This is a genomic window from Dongia sp., from assembly GCF_041909655.1.
Classification (GTDB): domain Bacteria; phylum Pseudomonadota; class Alphaproteobacteria; order Dongiales; family Dongiaceae; genus Dongia.
On sequence record NZ_JAYRDA010000020.1, the window covers coordinates 26,749 to 51,780 of the forward strand.

The following is a 25,032-nucleotide window of genomic DNA, read 5'->3' on the forward strand; positions in this document are numbered from 1 at the left end:
TAGCGTCGATATGACGGGTGGGAAGGCGGTCTGGCGAACCGGGTACCGGCGTTGGGGAATGGGCATCCGGCCGCCTCTGGATTCAACTTTTGAGGGGGTGGTGCGAGTATGCTGACGAGAAAACAGCGCGAATTGCTGCAATTCATTCAAGACCGTCTCGGCGAGACCGGCGTATCGCCGTCTTTTGACGAGATGAAGGATGCGCTCGGGCTGAAATCGAAATCCGGCGTGCACCGGCTTATCACTGGCCTCGAAGAGCGCGGCTTCATCCGGCGCCTGCCGCATCGTGCGCGGGCCCTGGAAGTCATGCGTCTTGCCGAAGATCAGGTCGGCGCACGTCCCGCGCCCGCCGCAGCCCCGGCGGCACCGGTGGCCGACAATTCCAGGCGCGGCTTCACGCCCAGCGTCATCCAGGGCGATTTCACGCCGAGCATTCCGGGGGCCATGGTGGCCCAATCCGCACATACCGTGCAATTGCCGCTCTATGGCAAGATCGCCGCGGGTACGCCGATCGAGGCTCTGCGCGACCACAGCAATTCCGTCGATGTGCCGGCGGGCATGCTGGGCCGCGGCGAGCATTACGCGCTCAGCGTCGAAGGCGATTCCATGATCGATGCCGGTATTCATGACGGCGACACGGTGTTGATCGAGCGCTGCGAGAATGCCGATAACGGTACCATCGTCGTGGCGCTGGTGGACAACAACGAAGTCACCTTGAAGCGGCTGCGCCGGAAGGGCGATTCCATCGCCCTGGAGCCCGCCAACCCCAATCACAAGACGCGCATCTTCGGCCCCGACCGGGTCAAGATCCAGGGTCGTCTGATCGGTCTGATGCGCCAGTACTGATCTCCTCAGTACTGATCCCCTCAGGGACCGTTACATGAGATAGCGAGGGGCCGGCATCCGGTGACGGGGTGCCGGCCCCTTGCGTTTCGGCCGCACGCGGTTGAGCGAGGGGCGTTGCGGCATCTTCCGGAAAGCGCCGCAGGGTCCAGGGCCGGTCACCGGTATCGAAGGCGCGTTCGACCCGATAGCTGCCATCCTCGATCCAGATCGCATGGGTGCCATGGCGCCAGAGGTCGAAGAAATCGATCACCCGCTCGGCTGAGCGGCACCCCGCTTCGACCGGTTCCAGCGCGATCACCAGGCGCCCGGACCAGCAGGCCGGAGCAATGCCGGCTTCGGTGAGCGCCACCGTCACGTAACCCATGCCGGTAGCGAAGCGGCACATATCGGGACCGCATGAATCAGTCTTGCTGGCTTCGGGAGGAGTACCGCCCGTTGCGTCATCCAGCGCCAATGCCGGCGCCGGAAAGGGCAATCGTTTCGCCTGCGCGTTGCGCCGCAGCCAGGTCTCGGCTGCGATCTTGGCGGCACGGGTCGAGTTGAAACGGTACTGGTCCTCGGCATCCTTGATCGCGACCAGCTTGCCATTTCCGGAAGCGACAATGTCCGGCGCGCGATAGGTGAGCGGCGCGAGCGCGCCAAGGCAGAGAGCAGCGATGCCCAGCCAGCGCAAACGACCGATGACAAGGCAGAGCCAGACGAGGCCCGAACTCATCAGCAACAAGCCGCCGATCGGCATTGCCGGAATTAGGATCGTGGCACCTGGGAGCCGCGCGAAGAAATGCGCGATCCAGAGAATGGCGTCGCAGCCCCAGCCGAGTGCCACAAGCGGCCAGGCCTCAAGCCCGAACGGCATCGCGACCAGCACGATCACCGCCCACGGCATGATCCAGAAGCCGGTGAGCGGGACAGCCAGCATGTTGGCGGCGATGCCGTAAACCGTGAGGCGGTCGAAGTGATAGGCGGCAAAGGGCGCGGTCATCACGGTCGCCACCAGACTGGAGAGCATGAGGGCCGCCAACCAGACGAAACCGCGCTGGATGAATCCGAGGATGCGACCGACAAAATCCGGCGCGTCGTGGCCCGCCTGTCGCCAGCGCGTGAAAAAGCCGCGTGTGGCATCGAAGACGCAGATGAGGCCGAGGACGGCGGCGAAGGACATCTGGAAGCTCGCCCCCACCAGCACCTCGGGTGCCCAGAGCAGCACGACGATGGCAGCAAGGGCGATGGCGCGGAGCGAGATCGGCGAACGGTCGAGCAGGATGGCGAGAAAGAAAGTGCCGGTCATGATGAGGGCGCGCTGGGTCGGCACCGGCAGACCGGCGAGACCGGCATAAAAGACCGCGCCCAAGAGCGCGATCACCGCCGCCCATTTCTTGATGTCGTGGCGCAACGCAATGGGCGGCACGAGGGCAAGAAGCGCCCGCAGCCCGAAAAAGAAGATACCTGCCGCCAGACCGATATGGAGGCCCGAGATCGAAGTGAGATGCGCGAGGCCGGAATCCTGCAGGGCCGCCACGTCCTTGGATGCAAGCGCCCGCTGATTGCCCACGACGAGTGCCATCGCCATGCCGGCTGTGGGGCCAGCCATCTGCGCCTGCAGCTTTTCGCCGATCGTCAGGCGCAAGGCATCAAACCAGGCTAGCCCGGAATCGACCGCGTTGAAGGCAATCTCTTTCGGCGGCGCGATCTTCTGCGGCGGCTGCAATGAGAATCCGACACCGCCCAATCGCTCAAAATAGGCCTGCCGGCGAAAATCGAAAGCATCGGGGATGGAGGGCGGTGCCGGCGGCTGCAGGTCGGCCGTGAGCCGCAGCCAATCGCCGATATGAAACGGCTCCGACACCTTGGCGAGGCGGATACGCACACGTTCCGGCAGGTCCTTCACGGCAAGCGGGCCCGTCTTCTCACTGCTGATCGTCAGCGCATCCAGGGTGACGCGCTGGCTGCCCGGCAGCAACTCGATCTCCACCACGCGGCCGGTCACCTCGGCACGGTAGAGGGAGCGATAGAGCTGCGGGGCCTCGACCCAGAGGGTGCGCCAGGTGGCGGCCGTAAAACCCAGCGCCATCACCAGCAGCGCCGCCGCCCCCAGCAAGGCGAGCGGCTGACGGCGGCTGAGGAAGACCAGCGTGGCTGCGACCGCCAGCATGGCAAGGCCCCACCAGGGAGCCGGCTCCAGCGGCAAACCGAAATAGACGGCGATGCCGATCGCCAGCATGATTGCGGTCCAGCCAAGCCAATTCGGCCGCTGTTCTGCGGCGAATGCCTCGATCCGGGTAAGGGTGCTCTCCGACATCAAACCATCATCAACAATCGGTTGCAGGTCCCTGATAGCAGATCGCGAAGGTTGCGTTAAGTGGGTTGGCGCGGCGGATTGGCGCGACCTTGCCCGCTGGCGGCGGATTCGTGCTAGAAAGCCGCCAAATTCATCCCCTTCTCCGGACCTCCATCATGACCGTCGTCACCCGCTTTGCCCCCTCGCCCACCGGCTTCCTGCATATCGGCGGGGCGCGCACCGCCCTCTTCAACTGGCTCTTCGCCAAGCATCACAAGGGCATCTTCCATCTGCGGATCGAAGATACCGACCGGGTGCGCTCGACCGAGGCGGCGATCGAGGCGATCATCGACGGGCTGAAATGGCTGGGCCTCGATTGGGATGGCGAGATCGTCTATCAATTCGCCCGCGCCCCGCGTCATGCCGAGGTGGTCCGCGATCTGCTCGCCGCCGGCAAGGCCTATCCCTGCTATTGCTCGGTCGAGGAACTCGATGAGATGCGCAAGGCGGCGCAGGCCGCCGGCAAGCCGATGAAATATGACGGCCGCTGGCGCGATCGCGACCCCAAGGATGCGCCCGAAGGCGTCAAGCCCGTGATCCGCCTCAAAGCGCCGCAGAGCGGCGAGACGGTGGTGGTCGACGGCGTGCAGGGCGAGGTGCGGGTCGCCAATGAACAGCTCGACGACATGGTGCTGCTGCGCTCGGACGGCAATCCCACTTATATGCTCTCGGTCGTGGTCGACGATCACGACATGGGCATCACCCATGTCATCCGCGGCGACGATCACCTGACCAATACGTTCCGCCAGCGGCAGATTTATGATTCGATGGGCTGGGACGCACCGCATTTCAGCCATATCCCGCTCATTCACGGGCCGGACGGCGCCAAGCTCTCGAAGCGCCACGGCGCGCTCGGCGTCGACGCCTATCGCGACATGGGCTATCTGCCGGAAGCCCTGCGCAATTACCTGATGCGCCTCGGCTGGGCCCATGGCGATGACGAGATCATCTCGACAAAGCAGGCGATCGAATGGTTCGACCTGGGCGGCGTGGGCCGCTCGCCCTCGCGCTTCGATTTCGCCAAGCTCGACAACCTCAATGGCCATTACCTGCGCCAGGCCGATGACGGCGACCTCGCCGCCTCCGTGGCCGAACGGCTCGGCAAGACCGGCGATACCGCGGCCTTGGCCCTCCTCACCCGCGCCATGCCGGGCCTGAAGACCCGTGCCAAAAACCTGAAGGAGCTGGCGGAGAACGCGGCCTTCTATGTCCAGCCCCGCCCGCTCGTCCTCACCGACAAGGCCAAAGCCCTGATCGAGACGCCGGAAGCCAAGGCCCTGCTGCCCAAGCTCGTCGCCGCCTATGGCGCCGAGATCGATTGGATCGCGGCCAAGCTGGAAGAGCGCGCCCGGACTTTTGCCGAGGCCGAACAAGTGAAGCTGGGGGCCGTCGCCCAGCCTTTGCGTGCTGCCCTGACCGGTTCGACCCAATCGCCCCCCATTTTTGAGGTCCTGGAGATCCTGGGACGCGCGGAATCCCTTGCCCGGCTCAGTGACACGATCGTGTGAGTTTGTAAAATAGTGTGAGCCATATAAGAAACTTATAAGTATTTGAAAGATAACGATTTTTCTGGACACAGCGTATAAGGACGCCTATAAAGGGGTTGTTGATTTATGAGCGCATTGCTTCACGCGATGCGTTGCAACCCACAACTTCCGGGGCGTTTCGGCCGAATTCATTCGATCCCGAGACGCCCCGTTTCCTTTTTCAGCCCAGATAGTTAGACCGTCGTCCCCGCCAATCTTCAGAGCGGGAGGCAGGCTCGCCCGCGTCATGCTATGAAAGCGGGTAATGATCGAGATTCTCCGACATATCACCGGCAATGTCCGGCGCCCGATTCTGGATTACGCCGTCGCCATCCTGATGGTTGGCCTTGCCGGATTTCTGTCCTGGGGACTGGAGCGGGCCCTGGGGACGGAAAGCCTTCCCATGGTGCTGCTGACCTCGGTGCTGCTCTCGGCAGTGCTGTTCGGGCGCAATGCCGCCCTGATCGCGGCCTTCCTCGCCATCTTCACCTATAATTTCCTGCTAGTTCAGCCGCGCTTCACCATGGCACCGGCCGACAATCTGGTGACTCTGGGCGTCTTCCTGGCCGTGGCGGTCGTGACCGGGGGCCTTGCCGGCCGGGTGCGCGACCAGGCCCGCGCCGCCGCCTGGCGCGCCCGCATCACCACCAACCTCTTTGAAGCCAGCCGTGAATTGTCGCGCTCCTCCGATCAGGAGATCGTCGCGGAATCGCTCGCCACACTGACGGCACAGGCGGCGAACGGCCCGGTCTTTGTGTTCCTGCGTGGCGAAGCCGGCCTCAGCCTCCATTCTTCGGCGCGCGCGGATGCGACACAAACGGAAGCGGCAACGCAACTCGCCGAGGCGCATTGGCAGCGGCTGCTCGCCAGCCCGCCGCCCAAGGATGAGCCGCCGGCCTCGGAGAGCTTTTTCATCTTCGTGCTGCATGCGGTGCGCGGACCTTTGGGCCTGCTCATCTGCCGCAAGCGCTCCCGCTTCGATCCGCGCTCCGGCGCCGATCAGCAGACCCTTTCCGTCCTCGCCGATCTCGGCTCGATCGCCCTGGAACGCGCGCATCTGATGCAGGAGATGACGGCGGCCAAGGTCGTCGCCGAGACAGAGCGGCTGCGCACGGCCCTGCTCTCCTCCATCTCGCATGATTTCCGCACGCCTCTGGCCACCATCCTGGCCTCCTCGACCAGCCTCCTGCGCCATGGCGCACAATTCGACGAGGCGACCTCGCAACGCCTCATCCTCGGCATCAAGGACCAAGCCGACCGGCTCAACCGCTATGTGCGCAATCTGCTCGACATCATCCGCATCGAAAGCGGCGGGCTTGCCGTCAAATTGGAACCGACCGATCCGGCGGATGTCGCCAATGCTGCGATCGAGCGCGTGCGGCCGCAGCTCGGCGGGCGAGTCCTCGACAGCGATTTCGCGCCCGAAGTAACGCTGATTCAGGCCGATCCGCTACTGCTGGAACAGGTCTTCGTCAATATCCTGGAGAATGCCATCCATTACAGTCCGGAAGGCAGCCATATTCTGCTTGGCATCGGCGGCGATGCCGACACGGTCGAGATCACCGTCACGGATTCCGGCAAGGGCATCCCGCCCGCCCAGCTCGACAGCGTGTTCGAGAAGTTCTATCGCGGCAGCAATGATGGTCAGCATCCGCGCGGCACGGGCCTCGGCCTCTCGATCTGCCGTGGCCTCACCGAAGCGATGCAGGGGCGTATCTGGGCCGAAAGCCCCGCCTCAAACGGTATCGGCACGCGGATTCACATCGCCTTTCCCAGCATCAGTTCGACATCATGACAGCCACGGCCTTCCGCGTCCTCGTCATCGACGACGAAATCGACATTACCGGCGCCCTGCAGCCATCGCTGGAAGCCGAAGGTTACACCGTCGTTTCGGCACCCGATGCCATGCGTGGCATGGAGCTGCTGCAAACAAGTTCGCCCGACGCCATGATCCTGGATCTGGGCCTACCGGATTTCGACGGCAAGGAAGTGATCCGCAGCGTGCGGGAATGGTCGGATCTGCCGATCATCGTGCTCTCGGCACGGCACATGGAGGAAGAGAAGATCGCGGCGCTTGATCTCGGCGCCAATGATTACATCAACAAACCGTTCGCGATCGGGGAGTTGCTGGCGCGGCTGCGTGTCGCCCTGCGTCTCAGACAAAGCCGAGACAAGCCGGCCGCCAATTTCGAGGGCGGCGATCTCAGGATCGATTTCCCCAGCCGCAGTGTCACCGTGCGCGGCCATGACGTGAAACTGACACCCAAGGAATACGATCTGTTGCGGGCGCTCGCGCAACATGCCGGCCAAGTGCTGACTCACAACCAGTTGCTGACTTTCGTCTGGGGCAGCGCTGACACGCGAGACAGCCAGACATTGCGGGTGATGGTGGCGCAACTGCGCCAGAAGATCGAAGCCAGCCCGCGCAACCCGAAACTGATCCTGACCGAGCCCGGTGTCGGCTATCGCCTGAAGGTCGAGGAAGAGACCTAGGCAGCGCCCTTACTTGCGCGAAAACCTGACACCGATCACGACACCATCGGCGCGGACCACTTCACAGGGGTAGTCGCTGCCGTCACTGAGACGCAGGATGAAATATTTCGGCAACGGCGTGAGGCCAGGAAAGACGAGCTTGGCCCCGGATTCCGACCAGTCACGCACCTGGCAATCATAGAGACTCTTGCCTTCATTGAAGAAGGCCTTGGCCCCTTTCAGCACCTTGCGGCGCGGATGCCGCCGCTTCTCCCGTCCGGTTTCGGCCATGAGCCCCCTATCTGACGCTTTGCCGCCAGGCCGCCGGCGGCATTCCAAAGGCTCGGGCGAAGGCCCGATTGAACGCAGCTTCGGTGCCATAACCGGATTCCGCGGCGATCGCGGAAATACCCTTTGATGTTGAGCGCAGGGCGACGCTCGCCAGGAAGAGCCGCCAGTCGCGCAGATAGCGAATGGGCGATGTGCCGAGCATGGTTTCGAAACGTTCAGCCAGCGTGCTGCGCGAAAGGCCGGCCGCGCTGGCAAGGACCTGTAACGACCAGTCACGCACAGGCTCGGCATGTATCAGGGCGATACATCGCGCGAGTGCCGGGTCGGCCAGGGCCGCAAGCCACCCCCGTTCGCCCAACTGCGCCGAGATGATGTGATGGCGCAGCACTTCGATGAAGGTGATTTCCGACAACCGCTCGAGCATGGAAAGACCGCCATGACGCGGCCGATCCACTTCGGCGGCGATCTGGGCAATGGCGGCCAGCAGCCAATCCGCATTCTCCGTCGCACGCGTCCTGACATGCAGCATGGGCGGCAGGGAATCCCGAAGTGGCTGGAAGCTAATGGCGCTGCATTCGAGGTAGCCGCAGAACAGCCGGAGATCAGACGGCTCGTTGCCGTATTTCAGGACGGGCAAATTCCGCCAGGGCCTGGGTGGCAAATCCTTGACCGGCGTGATCAGGCGGCCATCGATGCCGGCCCCCAGCTGATGTCCGGTACCGAAGGGAAAGGCAACAATATCGCCTTCATCAAGGGCGACCTCCTGGTCGTGGATTTTCAGCCAGCAGGATCCCCGCACCACGATATGAAACGGAATCGTACCGCCCGCACCCTTGGCCCCCGCACCCTTGGCCATTGCGCTGAAAGCTGGACTGGCATCCGTCTGCCACGTGCCCGCCGGCATGAAACAGAATTGCATGGCCGCGGTGAGACGTACCGCGCGCAGCACATCCGACAGAACATCTCCGGCGCTCTGGCCCGCACCGGCTGCGTTAACCATCTTCGGCGTTTCAATCAAGTGTTTCGGCAGTTGGGCCAATGACGTACCTCCCCCGCGGGATTAGAACCTCGCCCGTTTCAAGGATAAACCAAAAGTGGAGTGAGCTACTATGCATCCCGAGAATGACAAGCTGGTCGTCCTGGTCACCCGTGGTATCGATTCCGAATTATCCTCGGTGGCCTTCACCATCGCCAATGGCGGTATCACGGCGGGTCTCAAGGTATCGATGTTCCTGACCAGCGGCGCCATCGACCTGGTGCGCCGCAATGGCCAGGCCATGACCCATGTGCCGCCACTCGACCCCCTTCTGAAACTGATCCAGGATTTCATGAAGCGGGGCGGCGTGGTCTGGGCCTGCACACCCTGCGTGACCGCACGCGGCTATCAACAGGCCGACCTGCTGGATGGAGTCATCATCACCGGCGCCAGCGTCATGCATGCCGAGATCAAGCAGGGTGCGGCGACCCTCTCCTTCTAGAACGCCGCGGGTGAAGGCGGCCGTGCGATCAGGCCGCCTTTGCCGCAATCCCTTCGACCTCGATCAGCCAGTCGGGCGAAGCGAGCGACGAGACCACGATCAGCGTCGAAGCCGGCTGCGCGCCGTCCAGCATGCGGTCGCGGACCAGGCGGGAGGCCGGCACGTCGGTAGCACGGGTTAGGATCACATTCACCTTCACCAGGTCCTTGACCGACATGCCGTCGGCTTCCAGGCAGGCGATGAGATTGCCCCAGGCGCGTTCAGCCTGTGCCTCGAAGCCTGCCGCTGTCTTGTGATGCCGGTCGCAGCCGACCTGGCCGCTGACATGCAGCCATCGGAAACCCGCCGGCGCCGAGACCATTTGCGAATAGCGGCTGAAAGGCGGCGGCGCCGAAGGCGGGTTGAGAAAGTTCAGCATGGAAAGCTCCATCTTCTAAAGGCCATATCGGTTGGCAGGGCATTGCGGGGAAGAGGGCTTGCCCCGTTCCGCCATGGGCGCTATCACCCGGCCATGACCGAGCATAGCAAAACAACGCCCACCAATATTCCCCCCGTTCACGTTATCGGCGCCGGCCTGGCCGGCTCCGAGGCCGCCTGGCAACTGGCCCAGGCCGGCGTGCCGGTGATCCTCCATGAAATGCGGCCCCTGCGCGGGACGGATGCCCATCAGACGGATCGCTGCGCCGAGCTGGTCTGCTCGAATTCCTTCCGCTCCGACGATGCCGAAAACAACGCCGTGGGCCTCCTTCATGAGGAAATGCGTCGGGCCGGTTCCCTGATCCTGGCCAGCGCCGACCGGCACAAGCTGCCGGCGGGCGGGGCCCTGGCGGTGGATCGCGACGGTTTCGCGGCGGCGGTCACGGATCAGTTGAAATCCCACCCGCTCGTCACCTTCGCGCGTGGCGAGGTCGACGGCCTGCCCCCGGAAGATTGGGACAAGGTCATCATCGCGACCGGCCCCCTCACCTCGCCCGCCCTCGCCGATGCGATCCTGAAGCTCACCGGCGAAGAATCTCTAAGCTTCTTCGATGCGATTGCCCCGATCGTCCACAAGGAAAGTATCGATCTGGAGAAAGCCTGGTTCCAGTCGCGCTACGACAAGGTGGGACCGGAAGGCGACGGTGCCGACTACATCAATTGCCCGCTCGACAAGCCGCAATATCTCGCTTTCATCGAGGCGATCCTGGCCGGTGAGAAGACCGAGTTCAAGGAATGGGAAGGCACACCCTATTTCGAGGGCTGCCTGCCGATCGAGATCATGGCGGCGCGCGGCGCCAATACCCTGCGCTTCGGACCGATGAAGCCGATCGGCCTCTTTGACCCCAGGGAGCAACGCCGGCCCTATGCGGTGGTACAGCTGCGGCAGGACAATGCGCTGGGCACGCTCTACAACATGGTCGGCTTTCAGACGAAACTGAAATATGCCGAGCAGGTCCGGATCTTCCGCATGATCCCGGGGCTGGAGCAGGCAGAGTTCGCGCGTCTCGGCGGGCTGCACCGCAACACCTTCATCAACAGCCCGAAACTGCTGGACGGAATCTTGTGCCTGAAAGCGCAGCCGCGTCTGCGCTTCGCCGGTCAGGTGACGGGCGTCGAGGGTTATGTGGAAAGTGCCGCCATTGGATTGCTCGCCGGTCGCTTCGCGGCGGCCGAGCGTCTCGGCCGTACACCCGTGACGCCGCCGGGGACAACAGCGTTGGGTGCCTTGCTCGGTCACATCACCGGCATCGCCGATGCCAAGCACTTTCAGCCAATGAACGTCAATTTCGGGATCTTCCCGGAGATCGATCCGCCAGAGGGATTAAACAAAGCTCAGTTGCGCGAATGGAAATCCGGCCGCAAGCCGCGCCTCAGTGCGCGCGCCTTGGGAGATCTCGGTGGCTGGCTGACCGGCACGTAAATCTCTTCTTACGATTCAATCCGCTTTGCCGCGGTTTCCAGAACGCTCAAAGCCGCCGCCTCGCCCAGACATTGGCCGAATACCTCGTCCTTTTCCAAAGCGAGGCATTGGCGCGCATCCGCTGGATCACCGCCCAAGCGCCTTGCGAAATTATCGGCCATACACGAGCGCTCCGCTTCCGCGCCCTGTGTCTCCCGCATGCACTCAAACGCCTCTTCCATTGCCGCGACAGTCGCCTCACCCGTCAGGACCACCTCAATGTCCTTCCACGCTGCCTCGGTAACGGGCGTGTCCGATTTCTCGCGCAGCTTCATGAGCATGATGCCCTGAAGCGCGCATTTGAAAGCCTCCTCAATATCGCCGCGGCTGCAATAACGTTTCGCGGCGCCGCTGGGCTCCATAGCCAGGATCGCCTTGTCTTCCATGCAGTTCATAAGACCAGGCGAGGCAAGACCGGCCGGCATTTCCCGCACGCAGGATTGCGCGATGGTCGAAAACATCGTCGTCATGACCATTTCGATGCGCGCATCGAAAATACCCGTGGTTTCCTCACCGAGCGGCGACGGCGTCGACAAGTCGGATGCGGCCCCCGTGCCAGTGCCCGTGCCAGTGCCCGTGCCAGTGCCAGTCGTCTTGCCAGCGCCGGTCGTCGTACCGGACTGCGACTGACAAGCGGCCAGGCTCATCAGTACTACCCCGCAAAAAATCAGATAACGCAAGCGAGAGCGCATCATTGGTTACGACCCTTTTCCAATCGTTGGACAGCAATCATTCCCCCGATACTGAAATCAGCCTCATCACAATGCAATCAAAAATTCAGGGAGTCCGGGATGATCGGCCACCAATCCGACCTAATCCCAAAGACGCATCGCGGTTTCCCGCAGGAATTTCGCGGCGCCCTTATCAACCAAACATGACGCGGCGTAATTGCCGCGCGTCATGCAGTAATCGACGCCATCCTTGGCGACATCGAGTGAATTGTTGATGATACCAAACTGGCACTTTTCGATGGCAACAGGGTCGCCGGTGGTGCATTGGGCGTAGCCTTGGGCGATCAATTCGCTGATGAGATTCGTTTTGGCGAGTTCGGGGTCTCGCCACTCGGCCTCGGTTAAAGGGGTCGGACTGCCAACATTCGCCCGCATCCGATTTATGAGGGCCCCCATCACAAGGCAATGCGCCAAGTCACCAAACTCCCCTTTGTTGCGGCACACCTTTTCACCGACGGGATCACCGATCACCTGGAAGAGCTTGGCGCGACCGCAGCTTCGGATGGCGGTATCGAGCGTCGAATCCGCCGGCAGACCTTGCGGATGTAGCCGGTAAATTTCCAAATAGCAGGCGCGCGCCAGTTGCTCGCCAAAATCCGCCGCCGCACGTTCCGTTTCTAGAAAATGCTCGTCATATTGCGGCAGAGTCCAAGGGTTCGGCGCTGCCTCGGTCTTATTTTGCTGTCGGGGTGAGGTCGAGCATGCCGTCGCGCTGAGCAAAACGGCGACGGCGACAATAAGGAGTGACCGCATCTGCACTGCTACCCCAGAGATGACATGACAGTGCGCGACATATTACGTGCCTTGTCACGGAAGTCTTCCACTTTTTATGGTGACCGACCACCCCCCACCTATCTACGCTTCATCTGCCGCGGCACTCACGAAGCGATGCGATCGAGCCTCACTCTGATCGAACGCGCAAACCCCGCCCAGTAAATGCACGCACTGCGCTGTTCATCTGTGGGGCAAAAGGCAATGGCTTGCGGGCCGATTTCGAAGTAGCGCAGCATTGATTCTTCGACACATGCCTGCATCTCCGGCTTGCTTGGCGTCATGCAGGCCGCGTCTATTTTCTGGTTGAGAAGATCGTTCGCCTGCTGCCCGCGCTCGCCCCGATTGCCCCACTGAACATCCGGCGGCAAGGGCGGCGACCCGCTGTTGCCAACAACACGGCCGACAAACTGGCCCTCCAGGATACAGCTGACGAACTGCTTGAGGTCGCGGTTGCGGGTACAATATTCGGCGCCCTCCCCTACCTCGAATGCCGAGACAAGAGTCGACCGGATGCAAAACGCTTCGTTCGGCGCCAGTTTCAGGAAGTCATCCGGTTGCTGTACCGCGACCTGGCAGGCGTCAGACAAGGCTTGATAGAGCGCAAGTACGGCGTCCTGCGTACCACTCATGCGCCAAAGATCCTGGCTGGTCGGCAGAGCGGCTTTCGATTTAGATGCATCCGGTGACGACGCGCAGGCCGCTAGCGCAAATGCCAGCACAATGTTCAACGTACTGTGCCGCAAACGCCGAACCGCTTCCAGCATCACCATCATCCGAACTCCACCCGCCTCATCTTACGACCTGATCCGCCCGATCGCCGTCTTCCAGCCCGCATAGAGACGCTCGCGCTCCTCTTCCGGCATGTCCGGCTGGAACATGCGCTCCTGCAGCCAATGCGCCGCGGCTGCCTTGAGATCGGGAATGAGGCCGACACCGAGCCCGGCCGCCATGGCTGCACCCAAGGCGGTCGTCTCGACCACCACCGGCCGGCCGATCGGTACGTTCAAGAGATCGGAGAGGAACTGCATCACCCAATCGTTCTTCGCCATGCCGCCATCGACGCGCAGGCTTTGCACCTCGGTTCCGGTGTCGTTGACCATGGCACTCATCAAGTCGCGGGTCTGGTAGCAGACGGCCTCGAGTGCCGCGCGCACGATTTCGGCGATGCCGGTATCGCGGGTGAGGCCCAGGAGTGCGCCGCGCGCCATCGGGTCCCAATAGGGCGCACCCAGACCGGTAAAGGCCGGCACCAGATAGACACCGCCCGTACCGCGCACCGAGCGCGCGAGACGCTCGGTTTCGCCCGCCTGCTGGATGAGCTTCAAACCATCGCGGAGCCATTGCACGGCGGCACCGGCGATGAAGATCGAGCCTTCGACCGCATAGGCTGTCTCGCCTTTGAGTTTATAGGCCACCGTGGTGAGGAGGCGATTCTTCGACTTCACAGGGACCGCACCGGTATTCATCAACGCGAAGCAGCCGGTGCCGTAGGTGCTTTTGATCATGCCGGGCTGGAAACAGGCCTGGCCGATCACGGCGGCCTGCTGATCGCCGGCCATGCCGGCGACCGGCAGCGAGACGCCCAACACACCGGGATCGGTCAGGCCGAAGGCGGCCGCATTCTCCTTGATCTCGGGCAGCATCGAGCGCGGGATATTGAAGAGCCTAAGGAGGCCGTCATCCCAGGCGAGTTTCCCGATATCGCAGAGCATGGTGCGCGAGGCATTGGTGACATCGGTCGCATGCACCTTGCCGCCGGTAAGGCGCCAGAGGAGATAGGTGTCGATCGTGCCGAAGGCGAGGTCGCCGCGTTCGGCGGCCGCGCGGGCGCCGGCGACGTTTTCAAGAATCCAGGCAATCTTGGTGGCCGAGAAATAGCTGTCGATGAGAAGGCCGGTTTTCTGCTGGATCTCGGGCTCCAGCCCATCGGCGAGCAACTTCTTGCACAGGGGCGCGCCACGCCGGTCCTGCCAGACGATCGCGTTGTGCACGGGCTTCCCGGTCTTGCGGTCCCAGATGACGGCGGTCTCGCGCTGATTGGTGATGCCGATCGCAGCGATGCGCGCGGCGCCTACCTTCTCGATCACCGCCTTGGTCACTTCGACGGTCGCGCGCCAGATTTCTTCCGGGTCATGCTCGACCCAGCCATCGGCCGGATAGATCTGCGGCAATTCCTTCTGCGCGTTGGCCTGCGGTTCGCCATGCAGCGTGAAGACAATGGCACGGGTGCTGGTGGTGCCCTGGTCGATGGAGAGGATGAGGTCGGCGCCCGCCATGCTTCTCTCCACTTACTTCGTGCCGAACAGACGATCGCCGGCATCGCCGAGACCGGGGACGATATAGGCGTTTTCATTGAGATGGGAATCGAGGGCCGCCACAAAAATCGGCACGCTGGGATGCGCCTCCTGGACAATGCGCACGCCTTCGGGTGCCGCCACCAGGGACATCAGGCGAATATTGTCGTCGGAGATGCCGCGCTTGTTGAGCGTGTCGATCGCGGCGGAAGCGGAATGGCCGGTTGCCAACATCGGGTCCACGAGAATGAAGATGCGCCCTTCTGGCTCCGGCAGCTTCACGAAATATTCCACCGGCCGCTTGGTGTCGTGATCGCGGTAAAGGCCGATATGGCCCATGCGCGCTGCGGGTACCAATTCCATGAGTCCGTCCGCCATGCCGAGGCCGGCACGCAGGATGGGGACCACCGCGATCTTCTTGCCCTTGATCACCGGCGCCTGCATCGCGATGATCGGCGTTTCGATCTCTTGCGTGGTCATCGGCAGGTTGCGGGTGAGCTCATAACCCATCAGCAGCGCGATCTCTTTCAGCAACTGCCGAAACAGGGTCGTCGGCGTCGCCTTGTCGCGCATCATGGAGAGCTTGTGCTGGATGAGCGGGTGGTCGAGCACGTTGAGTGACGGAAATTCCTTGAAGGTGGTGACCATTGTTTCCCCTGCCCTGTAGATTCTTGGTTTTTAGATGACCTGGAAGCCGTGCTTATAGGGATCCCGGTCGTCGATGAAGATGGTGTTGTAGCCGGTGACCCGCGCCCAGCCCTCGATCGAGGGCACGATGGCCGGCTTGTCGCCAACCGTCGCCGCCGCCTCGACCCGGCCCTTGAAGAGCGAGCCGATGATGCTCTCATGGACGAAGTTCTGGCCGACCTTGAGCTTGCCTTTCCCCGCCAATTGCGCCATGCGCGCGGAGGTGCCGGTACCGCAGGGCGAGCGATCGATTGCCTTGTCGCCATAAAAAACGGCGTTGCGCGCATCGGCGCCGGCCTGCGTGGGCTTCCCGGTCCACAGGATGTGCGAGAGGCCCTTGATGGCCGGATTCTCGGGATGCACGAAGCTGTAGCGTTCGTTCATGCGGCGACGCAGTTCGCCGCTCATGGCAATGAGCTGCCCCGCGGTGAAATCGGCCATGTCGCGATAGCCTGGCTGCGGTTCGACGATGCAATAGAAATTGCCGCCATAGGCGACGTCGACCTTGATCGGGCCGATTTCCGGGCAATCGATCTCCAGTCCTTCCGAATGCAGGAAGCCGGGCACGTTGGTGAGGCGCACGGATTCCACATAATCGCCCACCTGCTCATAGGTCGCGACGACGAGACCGGCCGGCGTGTCCAGCCGCAGCTCGCCCTTCTTCTTGGGCGTCACCAACCCGTTCTCGATGGCAATGGTCACGGTGCCGATGGTGCCATGGCCGCACATGGGCAGGCAGCCGGAAGTTTCGATAAAAAGAATGGCGACGTCGCAATCCTCGCGAGTCGGGGGATAGAGGATGCTGCCCGACATCATGTCATGGCCGCGCGGCTCGAACATGAGGCCGGTGCGGACCCAGTCGAACTCGGAAAGAAAATGCTGCCGCCGCTCGATCATGTTGGCACCGCTGAGTCGCGGTCCACCGCCAGAGACGACCCGGACGGGATTGCCGCAGGTATGCGCGTCGATGCAAGAAAAGGTGAAGCGGGCCATGGAGTTAACCTTCGGGATGAGCAAGCTGACCGGCAATTGATATAGTCCGGTTCCCGCCTTGGCAATCGGCAAGCAGATCATGCAGCCCGCCCGCCACCGGGAAGACAATCAGCGATTTTGGCAGATGCGTGCCCGAGCCCGAGACTCAGGGCCGGCTCTTCAGCAGATCGCGAATTTCAGCGAGGAGCTTTTCGGACTCGCTGGGACCCGGTGGCGGTGCCGCTTCTTCGGCCTTCTTGAAGCGGTTGATCTGCTTCACCAGAATGAAGATCGCAAAGGCCACAATCAGGAAGTTGATCACGGCATTCAGGAAAAGGCCGTAATTGATCGTGACCACGCCAGCATCCTGTGCCGCCTTCAGCGTGTCATATTGAGTGGTACTCAGCGCAATAAAGAAATCGCTGAAATCGATACCGCCCATGATGAAGCCGATGGGCGGCATGAGGATGTCTTTCACCAGCGAATTGACGATGCTGGTGAAGGCGGCACCGATGATGATACCGACGGCAAGGTCGACGACGTTGCCGCGCATCGCGAAATCACGAAACTCTTTCAGCATGGTGCGCCCCCGATTCATGTTTCGTTGGGTCAGCATGGAACGTTAGGTCAGGCGAGGCAGCGCCGCAAGGCTTCAACGACCCGCGCGACATCGCCGTCCGTCATGTCGGGATAGAGGGGGATGGAGAGCTGCCGGGCATAATAGGAATCGGCACCCGGGAGCTCCGTCTTGCCATAGAGCTGGCGGTAATAAGGCTGCTGATGGACAGGCAGATAATGCACCATGGTCCCGATACCCAGCGCCTTGAGCTCGGCCATGAATTGCGCTCGCGATTTGCCGATCGCCGCGAAATCGACCAGGACAGCATAGAGGTGCAGAGCTGGATGGTCGCCCGGCTGCCCCGGCACGATCTTGATCCGAGGTGCCAGGGGCGCCAGCAGGCGGTCATAGAGAGCGGCCAGTTCCCGACGGCGCGCGATGAAACGCGGCAGCTTCTTCAACTGGCTTTCGCCCAGCGCGCAGGCAAAATCGGTGATGCGATAGTTCCAGCCCAGCGCGTGCATTTCGTAATACCAGGGATTGGCCTGGCCATCCGGCGCGAAAGCGAGATCCTTGTGCTGGAACGCCGCCGGATCGCGCGTCATGCCGTGGCTGCGGTAGAGCTGCATCTGCCGGTATTGCTTCTCGTCATTGGTGGTGGTGACACCACCTTCGCCCGTGGTCATGGTCTTCACGGGATGCAGCGAAAAACAGGCAAGATCGGAGAGCGCGCAGGCGCCGACCGATGCCACGCTGTTGTTGCCGGCGTGCTGCATACCGCCCAAGGCGTGGCAGGCGTCCTCGATGACCTTCAATCCCTTGGCCTCGGCAAGTGTCCGGATCGCCATCATGTCAGCACAATGGCCGTTGAGATGGACCGGAAGCACTGCCTTCAGACGCGCGCTTCCCGCCCGCTTCAACGCCGCGTCGAAATGTTCGGCGGTCAGCCGGCCGGAATCCGCATCGACATCGGCGAAGACCACATCCGCGCCGCAAAAGCGGGCGGCATTGGCGGTGGCCAGAAAAGTGAGGCTGGGGACGATGACGGCGTCGCCGGGCTCCAACCCCAAGGCGATACAGGCAAGATGCAAGGCCGCCGTGCCGCTGTTGCTGGCCACCGCGTAGCGGGCACCGACAAATTCGGCGAAAGCCTGCTCAAAGCGCCCTACCGCCGGGCCGGTCGTCAGGTAATCCGCCTGCAATGCCGTCGAAACGCTGGCGAGATCGTCGGCATCAATGCTCTGGCGGCCGTAGGGGAGGAATTTTTGATTGTTGTCCATGGACTTCTGCCGGAATTCGAGACCGGCAAGCTATAGCCGCAGCCAGGGTCTTGCGCAATTCCGGGCGCCATATCAGCGACACAATTAACCAATATTACCTTTGGGCAAGCTGGGCTTGGCCTTGGTATAGTTTCGTATGAGCTGGCTGAGTCGCGCCGACCCGGAACACGGTCCCCGCGGCTGCAGGCCTCAGGACGTTAGGAGTGCCCCATCGATATGGCGGAGCTGGACGAGAACGACGCCCCGGATCGTGACATTCAGGACGGCGAATCCCAATCCAGGGTCTTCGTCTATCGCATTCAGCAGCGGAAGGGATTGCCGCCGCTCCGTGGCGAGATTCATGCCACCGACGAGGCCGATGCCGAGCGGCAATTGCGCCTGCGTCTCCTGGCGCCCCAGCTGCCTTCCCATGTCGATCTCAAGGAAAAGGCCGACATCGAAGCTGCTGAACGCGCCGCCAAATCGCGCAATCTGCGTCAATTGCTGGACATCCTGCGCGCCCATCACGACTGGCTGCGAGGCCTGGGTGGCGAACGCGCCAATTTCACGGGCCGCAATCTCTCCGGCCTCAAACTACCGCGGCTCGATCTTTCCATGGCCAATCTCGCCGGATGCGATTTCTCTGGAGCAGACCTCTCGGAGAGCAAGCTGCAGGGCGCCAATCTGGCGGGGGTAAATCTGGCCGGAGCGATTTTGAAGGATGCCGATCTTTCCGGCGCCGACCTTTCCGACGCCAATCTCAAGGGTGCCAATCTGGCCGGCGCCAATCTGGAGGGGGCCGATCTGTGGCGCGCGAACCTGATGGGGGTGGAAGTGGCCCCCGATGTGCTGCACCGCGCCCTCTCCTGCCGCCACCCTGGCAGCAATCAGCCGCCGGACCAGTAATTACGTAATTAAATCAATACACTAAACCCGCGCCAGCAATGCCTTGCAGCAGACGGGGCGAGGTGGCTATCACTGCTGCCCAAGGCGCCCGCCCCGCTATGGCGAGTCGGGCAAAGACGGCATTTAGAGCGACCCGGAGTACCATGAGCGATCTTTTCGAGAATTCAGGCAAACGCGGCGGCGATTATTCGGCCAAGGACATCGAGGTCCTGGAGGGGCTGGAGCCCGTCCGGCGCCGTCCCGGCATGTATATCGGCGGCACCGACGAGCGTGCCCTGCATCACCTGGTCGCCGAAGTACTCGACAATTCAATGGACGAGGCCGTAGCCGGTCATGCGAGCCGCATCGAAGTGGAACTCGACAAGGACGGCTATGTCACCGTGCGCGACAACGGCCGTGGCATTCCGATCGACCCGCATCCCAAGTTCAAGGACAAGTCAGCCCTCGAAGTCATTCTCACCACACTCCATTCCGGCGGCAAGTTCAGCGGCAAGGTCTATCAGACCTCCGGCGGCCTCCATGGCGTCGGCAGTTCGGTGGTGAACGCGCTTTCCGACGATCTGGTCGTGGAAGTGGCGAAAGAGAAGCAGCTCTGGGTGCAGACCTACAAGCGCGGCAAGCCGGTGACCAAGCTGGAGAACAAGGGCAACGTCAACCGGCGCGGCACGTCGGTCCGTTTCCATCCGGACCCGGAGATCTTCGGCAAGCTCGCGCATTTCAAGCCGAGCCGGCTCTATCGCATGTGCCGCTCGAAGGCCTATCTCTATCGCGGTGTCGAGATCCGCTGGTCCTGCGATCCCGCACTGGTGACCGATGGTGACGAGACGCCGGCGCAGGCGGTCCTGCACTTCCCAGGCGGCCTGATGGATTACCTCGGCATGGCCTTGGGCAGCCGCAAGACCATCACCGCGGCTCCCTTTGCCGGACAGGCCGAGTTTCCCGACGAGCAAGGCCGACTGGAATGGGCGATCGCCTGGCCGGTCGATGATGAGGGGTTCATGAACTCCTATTGCAACACCGTGCCGACACCCGAAGGCGGCACCCATGAAAGCGGCGTGCGTACGGGCCTTACGCGCTCGCTGAAGGCCTATGGCGATCTCATCGGTAACAGGAAGATCAGCCTCGTCACTTCGGACGACATCTGCGGTGGTGCCGCGATGCTGCTCTCGGTCTTTATCCGCGATCCGCAATTCCAGGGTCAGACCAAGGAGAAACTCGCCTCGCCTGAAGCGACGCGCCTGGTCGACAACATGATCAAGGATCACTTCGACCATTGGCTCTCGAACGATCCCAACCGCGCGAAGGATCTGCTCGAGCGCGTGATCGAGAAGGCCGAGGAGCGCCAGCGCAAGAAGCAGGACAAGGAATTGTCGCGCAAGACTGCGACGCGCCGCCTTCGCCTGCCCGGGAAGCTCGCCGATTGCACCAAGGACGCGATGGCGGGCACCGAGATTTTCCTGGTCGAAGGCGACAGCGCCGGCGGCTCGGCCAAGCAGGCGCGCAACCGCGAGACCCAGGCCGTGCTGCCCTTGCGTGGCAAGATCCTCAATGTGGCGGCCGCGACGGCCGACAAGCTTGCCGCCAATCAGGAACTCATCGACCTCATCCAGGCTTTGGGCTGCGGCACGCGCGACAAATTCAGTGAAGAGCGCCTGCGTTACGACAAGGTCATCATCATGACCGACGCCGATGTCGACGGCGCCCATATCGCCTCGCTGCTGATGACCTTCTTCTATCGCGAGATGCCGCAGCTCATCGAGAACGGCCATCTCTATCTGGCGCAACCGCCGCTCTATCGTCTGAGCCAGGGCGGCAAGATCGCCTATGCCCAAGACGACGCGCACAAGGAAGCGCTGATGGCGGGCGATTTTTCGGGGCGCGGCAAGGTCGAGATCAGCCGGTTCAAGGGTCTTGGCGAAATGCCGGCGGCGCAGCTCAAGGAAACCACCATGGATCCCAAGCGCCGCACCCTCCTCAAAGTGCGCATCCCGCACAAATACAACGAGGAGGAGCGCGAAGAAGCGCGGGAGACCTCGGATCTGGTTGAGCGATTGATGGGGCGGAAACCCGAGTTGCGTTTCCAATACATTCAAGAAAACGCCCAGTTCGCCCAGAATCTCGACATTTAAAACACCGGCATAATGCGCCCCATCGCACATCTTTGTGTGCGATGGGGTTCGAACATTACCGCATCTCCGCCCGACGAACTATTCGACCGCGTTCTTTCCGGCTGTTCAATCTTTGGTAGCCATCTGGACGCGCGAGATTGTGTGTTTTAGGGTAGTAATTCGTAAAGGCAGATGCGCCATGCTCTCTTTTAGCAAACTCACAGCAAGCCTGATTGCGCTCGCGGCGATGGCGAGTGCCGCAGTCGCTGCGCCGGTTGCGCAGGTCGTCAGGCTTGCCGGCAATGTCGAGGTGATCCGCGGCAATGCCACCGGCCCATTGATCCTCGGGGCAACACTCGAGCCGGGTGACAAGCTCAGGACCGACAGCAATGGGCGCGTTCGCCTGCAATTGATCGACGGCTCGACCATCAATCTGGGATCGCAATCGGAACTCGTCCTCGACGACGTTGTCTCGCAAGGCCCAGGCACCGAACGTCAGATCGAACTGGAACTCGCCAGCGGCGCCGTGCGCGCCCAGGCGGCACCGGCAACACCGAAATCGCGTTTCGAGATTCGAACCCCGCTCGCGATCACGGCGGTACGCGGCACCGAGTGGGGTATTTTGTCGGATGCTCAAAGGAGCGATGTCATCATCCTTTCGGGGCGCGTCGGTGTCCGCCGCAATATCATCTCGGGCGAGAGCGCCATTTCGCTGACCCGCTCGCTCGGCACCCGCGTCACGGCTGAAGGATTGGGGCCGGTTGGCCGTTGGTCACCAGAACAACTGGCCGCCTTCGATGCCGCCACCGCAGTGCCGGGTGCGGAGATTCCGTTCGATCTCGGCGCGGCGCCGACGCTCAATCTGACGCCGATCGCGACACCGCCGTCGGATCCGGCACCCAAGCAGCAAGGGCGCAAAAAGAAATGCCTGGACGTGGATACCGTCAATTGCCGGTCGCCGGGCGGTGACAACTTGCGCCACCGCGATGCCGATTCTGACGGGAATGAAGGTGGCGGTGGGAATGAAGGTGGTGGTGGTGGCGGCGGCAATGGCGGCAACGCCAATGGCGGCGGATCGTTCTGACCGCGTCGCCACCGATCAACTTAGCTATCTAGCAGGACCGGCGAATACTCAAATGTCGAAGGCGACGATCGACAGATCAAGCTCTCGCGGCGCGTAGAGCGTGGTGCCGTTCTGGAAGGCGAAATAAGCGTGGCCGGACACGTCTTCGCCAGTGGCCGTTACGAGCTGTTCGACGACCCCAGCATCAACGACCTGTTCGTCGGTCACGATGCGAACGCAAAGATCTTCCCCCTCGCCCTCGATCACGATCGCGCCGGAACTGTCCGGCAGGAGATCGGCAAGGGAAAGGCTTATGGCGTCGCCGTTACGGGCTTCGCCATCAATGGAAGTGTCAATTGGTTGCAAGAGCTCAGGAGCGTCAATCATGTCATTCTCGCTTGCAGCGAAGGCCAATCAACCCAGCCCCTAAAAGGCCGCATTCGCCTCAACTGTCATGTTCACTCCTTTTATCGCATGCCCTGCCCCGGAAATGAACCGCTGGAACCCTGTCAAAGATACAAAATAGTATAAGGAATAGCTTTTTCATCGTTATTCAATCAAATTTGCTGAAATTCCTATTGATTCGGTAAAAGGCCCGCCGGCTGGTATGCCGGCGGGCCGGTTCGCCACGTCTTTGAAAATCCCGCGCTCGATCAGTACCCGCCTTCCTTGTTTCGGTCCTGGTCGCCGCCGTATTTGCTCTTGCCATAGGCCGGGGTCTTGGTCGCAAAGGGCGGCAGGGTGGACGGATCGATGACGCCCTGATCGATCGCGACCGGAAGGCCCAGGGCGCGCGGGGTAGCTGCAATGCCCTGCCCCTCCTTGGGCGCCGCGTCCAACAGCGTCCGGTCCATGGCGCGGATGGCGGCGGTGGGGTCGGCACCGCGCGGCAGGTTGCTGAGATCCGCGCCACCCAGCGGATTGAACAGCGCACCATCGACTTCGCCCTGGGTGTTGAGAAACATCGAGGCGCCGGCTGGAACGGTGAATTTGGTGCCGCGGCGGCTGCGGATCACAACCGTTCCTTCCTCGACGGCGATATAGGTCTCGCCCTTGTCGGTCACATAGAGGCTGAAGATCGTGCCGCGCACAGCGGCCACCGCTGAGGGCGTCCGGATCGTGTAGGCGGATTTCGACATGTTGCCGGTGGCAAAGCGCATGGCGCCGGCGGCGACATCCAATGTGAACTTGCCGATGCTGGCGCCGGTTTGGCTGATGAAATCCTCCAGCGTGAACTCGGCCTCCTCGCCCACCGCCAGTTCCGTCCCGTCCGCCATGGCCAGCAAGGCGGCGCTGTCCGCACCGGTCCGGATCGTGTCCGCTGCGCCGATGCTGGTACCGGCAGCAAGAGCCTGGCCACTTGATCCGGCTGCAGCCTGGTTCACCACCAGTGTGACAGCGCCGGCATTGTCCTGCGCCCAGGCCGGGACCGAGGTTAAGCTCAGGGTGATGGCCAGCAGCCCCGATATCGAGATACTGCGACGGCCAATATTCGGGTGTGTGTGTTCCATGAAGCGGGATATGGATGTGCCCAATCCGGCAACAAGGAGATGATCCGGAGATCATACATAGTTGTGATCACGGTCACTGAACCGAAGCGTCGTGAAATGGTGCACACGAAAATGTACGCGATCGGTCCGAATAGGCGGACGATTGTGGACGCAATTCAAGACAAGGAAACGTGAGAAATGGTCGGAGCGACAGGATTTGAACCTGCGACCCCTAGACCCCCAGTCACGATCTTTGGTGTTACGCCAGCTAACAGGACGTAACGCGCACCGATCGGATACCCCTTATTTTTCTTGCGTTCTGCCCTTTCTGGCGCAACCCTGAGTAACACGAGATAACGCTGCAATACGCGCTACCCTGTTACCCAGCGGCGACCCCAGAAGGCGGTTCAACCCCGAGATGTCCAAGGAAAAGTTCACCGCGGTTAAGATCAAGTCACTGGTGAATGACCCACCGGCGACCGGCCGCGCCGAGTATTTCGAGATCGGCTTCCCTGCCTTCGGGATCCGCGTATCCGCCTCTGGCGTGGCATCGTGGTTCGTCTTTTACCGGATCGATGGCAAGCAGGTCCGCGACGCCATCGGCCGCTACCCCGTCCTTAGCCTCGCAGATGCCCGGGAGGAAGCCGCTCGGCGCCTGCGTCTTGTCGACAAGGGAATTGACCCCCGCCAGGAAAAGGCCCGCCAGAAGGCGCAGGAAGCCAAGCGCCGCGCCGAAACGTTCGGCGAGGTCGCCAAGTCCTACAAGGCCGGCCACCTGGACAAGATCAAGTCGGGCGGCATCCTTTGGGAGAGGGTCGAGATTGACCTGCTGCCGGCATGGCGCGACCTCCCCATCCGGGATCTGACCCGCGGCGCCGTCGCCACGCTGCTGGACAAGGTCGAGGTGACGCGCGGCATCTATGCCCGCAACCGACGCCTCGCCCTGATCCGCCACATGCTCAACTTCGCCCTGGACCGGGAGCTCGTCGACGCCAACGTCGCAGCCCGGCTCAAGATGCTTCCCGAGCCCGATCGGCAACGGATCCTGACCGACGGCGAACTCGTCGAGGTTTGGCGCGCCGCTGATCAATTGGCGGACGCCTTCGGCCGCTTCACGAAATTGCTGATCCTGACCGGCCAGCGCCGGCGGGAGGTATCCGACATGCCGAGGGCGGAAGTCGACCTTGATGCTGATCTATGGATCATCGCGGCCGATCGCATGAAAGCCGGCGTGGCGCATGCGGTCCCCCTCGCCCCTCAGGTCAAGGCATTGATCGAGGATGCACCCGTGATCGAGGG

The 25,032-nt window shown here is 62.3% G+C and carries 24 protein-coding genes; 10 read left to right on the forward strand and 14 right to left on the reverse strand.

All coding sequences use genetic code 11. The features are described 5' to 3' along the window. Positions 1 to 108 precede the first annotated feature (108 nt). Positions 109 to 846, forward strand: coding sequence for a transcriptional repressor LexA (lexA, locus tag ACE3PR_RS21375; protein WP_374376364.1), 738 nt, complete (start codon positions 109 to 111; stop codon positions 844 to 846). Here lexA and ACE3PR_RS21380 read toward each other — a convergent pair. Next, on the reverse strand, positions 803 to 3,145 hold the full coding sequence (locus ACE3PR_RS21380; RefSeq protein ID WP_374376367.1) for a ComEC/Rec2 family competence protein: 2,343 nt from the start codon (positions 3,143 to 3,145) through the stop codon (positions 803 to 805). The two genes, lexA and ACE3PR_RS21380, sit on opposite strands and share 44 nt — an antisense overlap. A gap of 155 nt (positions 3,146 to 3,300) precedes the next feature. On the opposite strand from ACE3PR_RS21380, the gene gltX reads away from it, so the two are divergent. The 3 genes from gltX (at position 3,301) to ACE3PR_RS21395 (ending at position 7,203) form a co-directional block, all read left to right on the forward strand. Then, entirely contained in the window at positions 3,301 to 4,692 is a 1,392-nt protein-coding gene (gene gltX / locus ACE3PR_RS21385; protein ID WP_374376369.1) for a glutamate--tRNA ligase, read from the forward strand. Between the two features lie 283 nt (positions 4,693 to 4,975). Further along, positions 4,976 to 6,505: an ATP-binding protein gene (locus ACE3PR_RS21390; RefSeq protein WP_374376372.1), complete on the forward strand. Its 1,530-nt coding sequence runs from the start codon at positions 4,976 to 4,978 to the stop codon at positions 6,503 to 6,505. Then, on the forward strand, positions 6,502 to 7,203 hold the full coding sequence (locus tag ACE3PR_RS21395) for a response regulator (RefSeq protein WP_374376374.1): 702 nt from the start codon (positions 6,502 to 6,504) through the stop codon (positions 7,201 to 7,203). The genes ACE3PR_RS21390 and ACE3PR_RS21395 overlap by 4 nt, the downstream gene beginning before the upstream one ends. A gap of 9 nt (positions 7,204 to 7,212) precedes the next feature. Here ACE3PR_RS21395 and ACE3PR_RS21400 read toward each other — a convergent pair whose 3' ends face one another. Together ACE3PR_RS21400 and ACE3PR_RS21405 are read right to left on the reverse strand one after the other, a co-directional pair. Beyond that, positions 7,213 to 7,473: a PilZ domain-containing protein gene (locus tag ACE3PR_RS21400; RefSeq protein WP_374376377.1), complete on the reverse strand. Its 261-nt coding sequence runs from the start codon at positions 7,471 to 7,473 to the stop codon at positions 7,213 to 7,215. Positions 7,474 to 7,480: 7 nt separating this feature from the next. Next, positions 7,481 to 8,473, reverse strand: a complete 993-nt coding sequence (locus ACE3PR_RS21405; RefSeq protein WP_374376379.1) for an AraC family transcriptional regulator — start codon at positions 8,471 to 8,473, stop codon at positions 7,481 to 7,483. A gap of 109 nt (positions 8,474 to 8,582) precedes the next feature. On the opposite strand from ACE3PR_RS21405, the gene ACE3PR_RS21410 reads away from it, so the two are divergent. Next, positions 8,583 to 8,951 carry a DsrE family protein gene (locus ACE3PR_RS21410; RefSeq protein ID WP_374376381.1) on the forward strand — a complete coding sequence of 123 codons (369 nt, stop codon included), beginning with the start codon at positions 8,583 to 8,585 and terminating at the stop codon, positions 8,949 to 8,951. A 28-nt stretch (positions 8,952 to 8,979) separates the two neighbouring features. Here ACE3PR_RS21410 and ACE3PR_RS21415 read toward each other — a convergent pair whose 3' ends face one another. Further along, on the reverse strand, positions 8,980 to 9,369 hold the full coding sequence (locus ACE3PR_RS21415) for a RidA family protein (RefSeq protein WP_374376384.1): 390 nt from the start codon (positions 9,367 to 9,369) through the stop codon (positions 8,980 to 8,982). Between the two features lie 93 nt (positions 9,370 to 9,462). On the opposite strand from ACE3PR_RS21415, the gene trmFO reads away from it, so the two are divergent. Continuing rightward, positions 9,463 to 10,851: a methylenetetrahydrofolate--tRNA-(uracil(54)-C(5))-methyltransferase (FADH(2)-oxidizing) TrmFO gene (gene trmFO / locus ACE3PR_RS21420; protein ID WP_374376386.1), complete on the forward strand. Its 1,389-nt coding sequence runs from the start codon at positions 9,463 to 9,465 to the stop codon at positions 10,849 to 10,851. 8 nt (positions 10,852 to 10,859) lie between these two features. Here trmFO and ACE3PR_RS21425 read toward each other — a convergent pair whose 3' ends face one another. The 8 genes from ACE3PR_RS21425 to pseC all read right to left on the reverse strand — a co-directional run bounded on the left by ACE3PR_RS21425 (position 10,860) and on the right by pseC (position 18,187). Continuing rightward, positions 10,860 to 11,570, reverse strand: coding sequence for a hypothetical protein (locus ACE3PR_RS21425; protein ID WP_374376388.1), 711 nt, complete (start codon positions 11,568 to 11,570; stop codon positions 10,860 to 10,862). A gap of 132 nt (positions 11,571 to 11,702) precedes the next feature. Continuing rightward, positions 11,703 to 12,374 (reverse strand): hypothetical protein, encoded by a 672-nt coding sequence (locus tag ACE3PR_RS21430; RefSeq protein WP_374376390.1) that lies wholly within the window; start codon positions 12,372 to 12,374, stop codon positions 11,703 to 11,705. 125 nt (positions 12,375 to 12,499) lie between these two features. Then, positions 12,500 to 13,168 (reverse strand): hypothetical protein, encoded by a 669-nt coding sequence (locus ACE3PR_RS21435; RefSeq protein ID WP_374376392.1) that lies wholly within the window; start codon positions 13,166 to 13,168, stop codon positions 12,500 to 12,502. A 21-nt stretch (positions 13,169 to 13,189) separates the two neighbouring features. Further along, positions 13,190 to 14,671 carry a glycerol kinase GlpK gene (glpK, locus tag ACE3PR_RS21440; RefSeq protein ID WP_374376395.1) on the reverse strand — a complete coding sequence of 494 codons (1,482 nt, stop codon included), beginning with the start codon at positions 14,669 to 14,671 and terminating at the stop codon, positions 13,190 to 13,192. Between the two features lie 12 nt (positions 14,672 to 14,683). Beyond that, positions 14,684 to 15,337 carry a uracil phosphoribosyltransferase gene (gene upp / locus ACE3PR_RS21445; protein ID WP_374376397.1) on the reverse strand — a complete coding sequence of 218 codons (654 nt, stop codon included), beginning with the start codon at positions 15,335 to 15,337 and terminating at the stop codon, positions 14,684 to 14,686. Positions 15,338 to 15,367: 30 nt separating this feature from the next. Next, positions 15,368 to 16,369 (reverse strand): 4-hydroxyproline epimerase, encoded by a 1,002-nt coding sequence (locus ACE3PR_RS21450; RefSeq protein ID WP_374376418.1) that lies wholly within the window; start codon positions 16,367 to 16,369, stop codon positions 15,368 to 15,370. Between the two features lie 145 nt (positions 16,370 to 16,514). Then, positions 16,515 to 16,928, reverse strand: a complete 414-nt coding sequence (gene mscL, locus ACE3PR_RS21455) for a large conductance mechanosensitive channel protein MscL (protein WP_374376399.1) — start codon at positions 16,926 to 16,928, stop codon at positions 16,515 to 16,517. A 47-nt stretch (positions 16,929 to 16,975) separates the two neighbouring features. Further along, on the reverse strand, positions 16,976 to 18,187 hold the full coding sequence (pseC, locus tag ACE3PR_RS21460; RefSeq protein ID WP_374376401.1) for a UDP-4-amino-4,6-dideoxy-N-acetyl-beta-L-altrosamine transaminase: 1,212 nt from the start codon (positions 18,185 to 18,187) through the stop codon (positions 16,976 to 16,978). A gap of 216 nt (positions 18,188 to 18,403) precedes the next feature. Here pseC and ACE3PR_RS21465 point away from each other — a divergent pair, with 216 nt between their 5' ends. The 3 genes from ACE3PR_RS21465 to ACE3PR_RS21475 all read left to right on the forward strand — a co-directional run bounded on the left by ACE3PR_RS21465 (position 18,404) and on the right by ACE3PR_RS21475 (position 22,264). Further along, positions 18,404 to 19,072, forward strand: a complete 669-nt coding sequence (locus ACE3PR_RS21465) for a pentapeptide repeat-containing protein (RefSeq protein ID WP_374376404.1) — start codon at positions 18,404 to 18,406, stop codon at positions 19,070 to 19,072. 143 nt (positions 19,073 to 19,215) lie between these two features. Continuing rightward, positions 19,216 to 21,201: a DNA topoisomerase IV subunit B gene (parE, locus tag ACE3PR_RS21470; protein WP_374376407.1), complete on the forward strand. Its 1,986-nt coding sequence runs from the start codon at positions 19,216 to 19,218 to the stop codon at positions 21,199 to 21,201. A gap of 178 nt (positions 21,202 to 21,379) precedes the next feature. Next, a complete protein-coding gene (locus tag ACE3PR_RS21475) occupies positions 21,380 to 22,264 on the forward strand; it encodes a FecR domain-containing protein (protein ID WP_374376409.1) in 885 nt (294 codons plus the stop codon). A gap of 48 nt (positions 22,265 to 22,312) precedes the next feature. Here the strand turns inward: ACE3PR_RS21475 and ACE3PR_RS21480 are convergent, their stop codons facing one another. Beyond that, entirely contained in the window at positions 22,313 to 22,630 is a 318-nt protein-coding gene (locus ACE3PR_RS21480; RefSeq protein ID WP_374376412.1) for a hypothetical protein, read from the reverse strand. Between the two features lie 266 nt (positions 22,631 to 22,896). Then, the gene (locus ACE3PR_RS21485; RefSeq protein ID WP_374376414.1) at positions 22,897 to 23,754 is read right to left on the reverse strand and encodes a FecR domain-containing protein; all 858 of its coding nucleotides are present in this window, start codon (positions 23,752 to 23,754) and stop codon (positions 22,897 to 22,899) included. 397 nt (positions 23,755 to 24,151) lie between these two features. Between ACE3PR_RS21485 and ACE3PR_RS21490 the strand changes: the two genes are divergently transcribed. Then, the coding region (locus ACE3PR_RS21490; RefSeq protein ID WP_374376416.1) for a tyrosine-type recombinase/integrase at positions 24,152 to 25,032 on the forward strand (881 nt) is incomplete at its 3' end.

Excerpts from the sequence above, each read along its gene's own strand:
- lexA (WP_374376364.1), top strand. The coding sequence starts at position 109 with ATGCTGACGAGAAAACAGCGCGAATTGCTGCAATTCATTCAAGACCGT.
- ACE3PR_RS21380 (WP_374376367.1), bottom strand. The coding sequence starts at position 3,145 with ATGTCGGAGAGCACCCTTACCCGGATCGAGGCATTCGCCGCAGAACAG.
- gltX (WP_374376369.1), top strand. The coding sequence starts at position 3,301 with ATGACCGTCGTCACCCGCTTTGCCCCCTCGCCCACCGGCTTCCTGCAT.
- ACE3PR_RS21390 (WP_374376372.1), top strand. The coding sequence starts at position 4,976 with ATGATCGAGATTCTCCGACATATCACCGGCAATGTCCGGCGCCCGATT.
- ACE3PR_RS21395 (WP_374376374.1), top strand. The coding sequence starts at position 6,502 with ATGACAGCCACGGCCTTCCGCGTCCTCGTCATCGACGACGAAATCGAC.
- ACE3PR_RS21400 (WP_374376377.1), bottom strand. The coding sequence starts at position 7,473 with ATGGCCGAAACCGGACGGGAGAAGCGGCGGCATCCGCGCCGCAAGGTG.
- ACE3PR_RS21405 (WP_374376379.1), bottom strand. The coding sequence starts at position 8,473 with ATGGTTAACGCAGCCGGTGCGGGCCAGAGCGCCGGAGATGTTCTGTCG.
- ACE3PR_RS21410 (WP_374376381.1), top strand. The coding sequence starts at position 8,583 with ATGCATCCCGAGAATGACAAGCTGGTCGTCCTGGTCACCCGTGGTATC.
- ACE3PR_RS21415 (WP_374376384.1), bottom strand. The coding sequence starts at position 9,369 with ATGCTGAACTTTCTCAACCCGCCTTCGGCGCCGCCGCCTTTCAGCCGC.
- trmFO (WP_374376386.1), top strand. The coding sequence starts at position 9,463 with ATGACCGAGCATAGCAAAACAACGCCCACCAATATTCCCCCCGTTCAC.
- ACE3PR_RS21430 (WP_374376390.1), bottom strand. The coding sequence starts at position 12,374 with ATGCGGTCACTCCTTATTGTCGCCGTCGCCGTTTTGCTCAGCGCGACG.
- ACE3PR_RS21435 (WP_374376392.1), bottom strand. The coding sequence starts at position 13,168 with ATGATGGTGATGCTGGAAGCGGTTCGGCGTTTGCGGCACAGTACGTTG.
- glpK (WP_374376395.1), bottom strand. The coding sequence starts at position 14,671 with ATGGCGGGCGCCGACCTCATCCTCTCCATCGACCAGGGCACCACCAGC.
- upp (WP_374376397.1), bottom strand. The coding sequence starts at position 15,337 with ATGGTCACCACCTTCAAGGAATTTCCGTCACTCAACGTGCTCGACCAC.
- ACE3PR_RS21450 (WP_374376418.1), bottom strand. The coding sequence starts at position 16,369 with ATGGCCCGCTTCACCTTTTCTTGCATCGACGCGCATACCTGCGGCAAT.
- mscL (WP_374376399.1), bottom strand. The coding sequence starts at position 16,928 with ATGCTGAAAGAGTTTCGTGATTTCGCGATGCGCGGCAACGTCGTCGAC.
- pseC (WP_374376401.1), bottom strand. The coding sequence starts at position 18,187 with ATGGACAACAATCAAAAATTCCTCCCCTACGGCCGCCAGAGCATTGAT.
- ACE3PR_RS21465 (WP_374376404.1), top strand. The coding sequence starts at position 18,404 with ATGGCGGAGCTGGACGAGAACGACGCCCCGGATCGTGACATTCAGGAC.
- parE (WP_374376407.1), top strand. The coding sequence starts at position 19,216 with ATGAGCGATCTTTTCGAGAATTCAGGCAAACGCGGCGGCGATTATTCG.
- ACE3PR_RS21475 (WP_374376409.1), top strand. The coding sequence starts at position 21,380 with ATGCTCTCTTTTAGCAAACTCACAGCAAGCCTGATTGCGCTCGCGGCG.
- ACE3PR_RS21480 (WP_374376412.1), bottom strand. The coding sequence starts at position 22,630 with ATGATTGACGCTCCTGAGCTCTTGCAACCAATTGACACTTCCATTGAT.
- ACE3PR_RS21485 (WP_374376414.1), bottom strand. The coding sequence starts at position 23,754 with ATGGAACACACACACCCGAATATTGGCCGTCGCAGTATCTCGATATCG.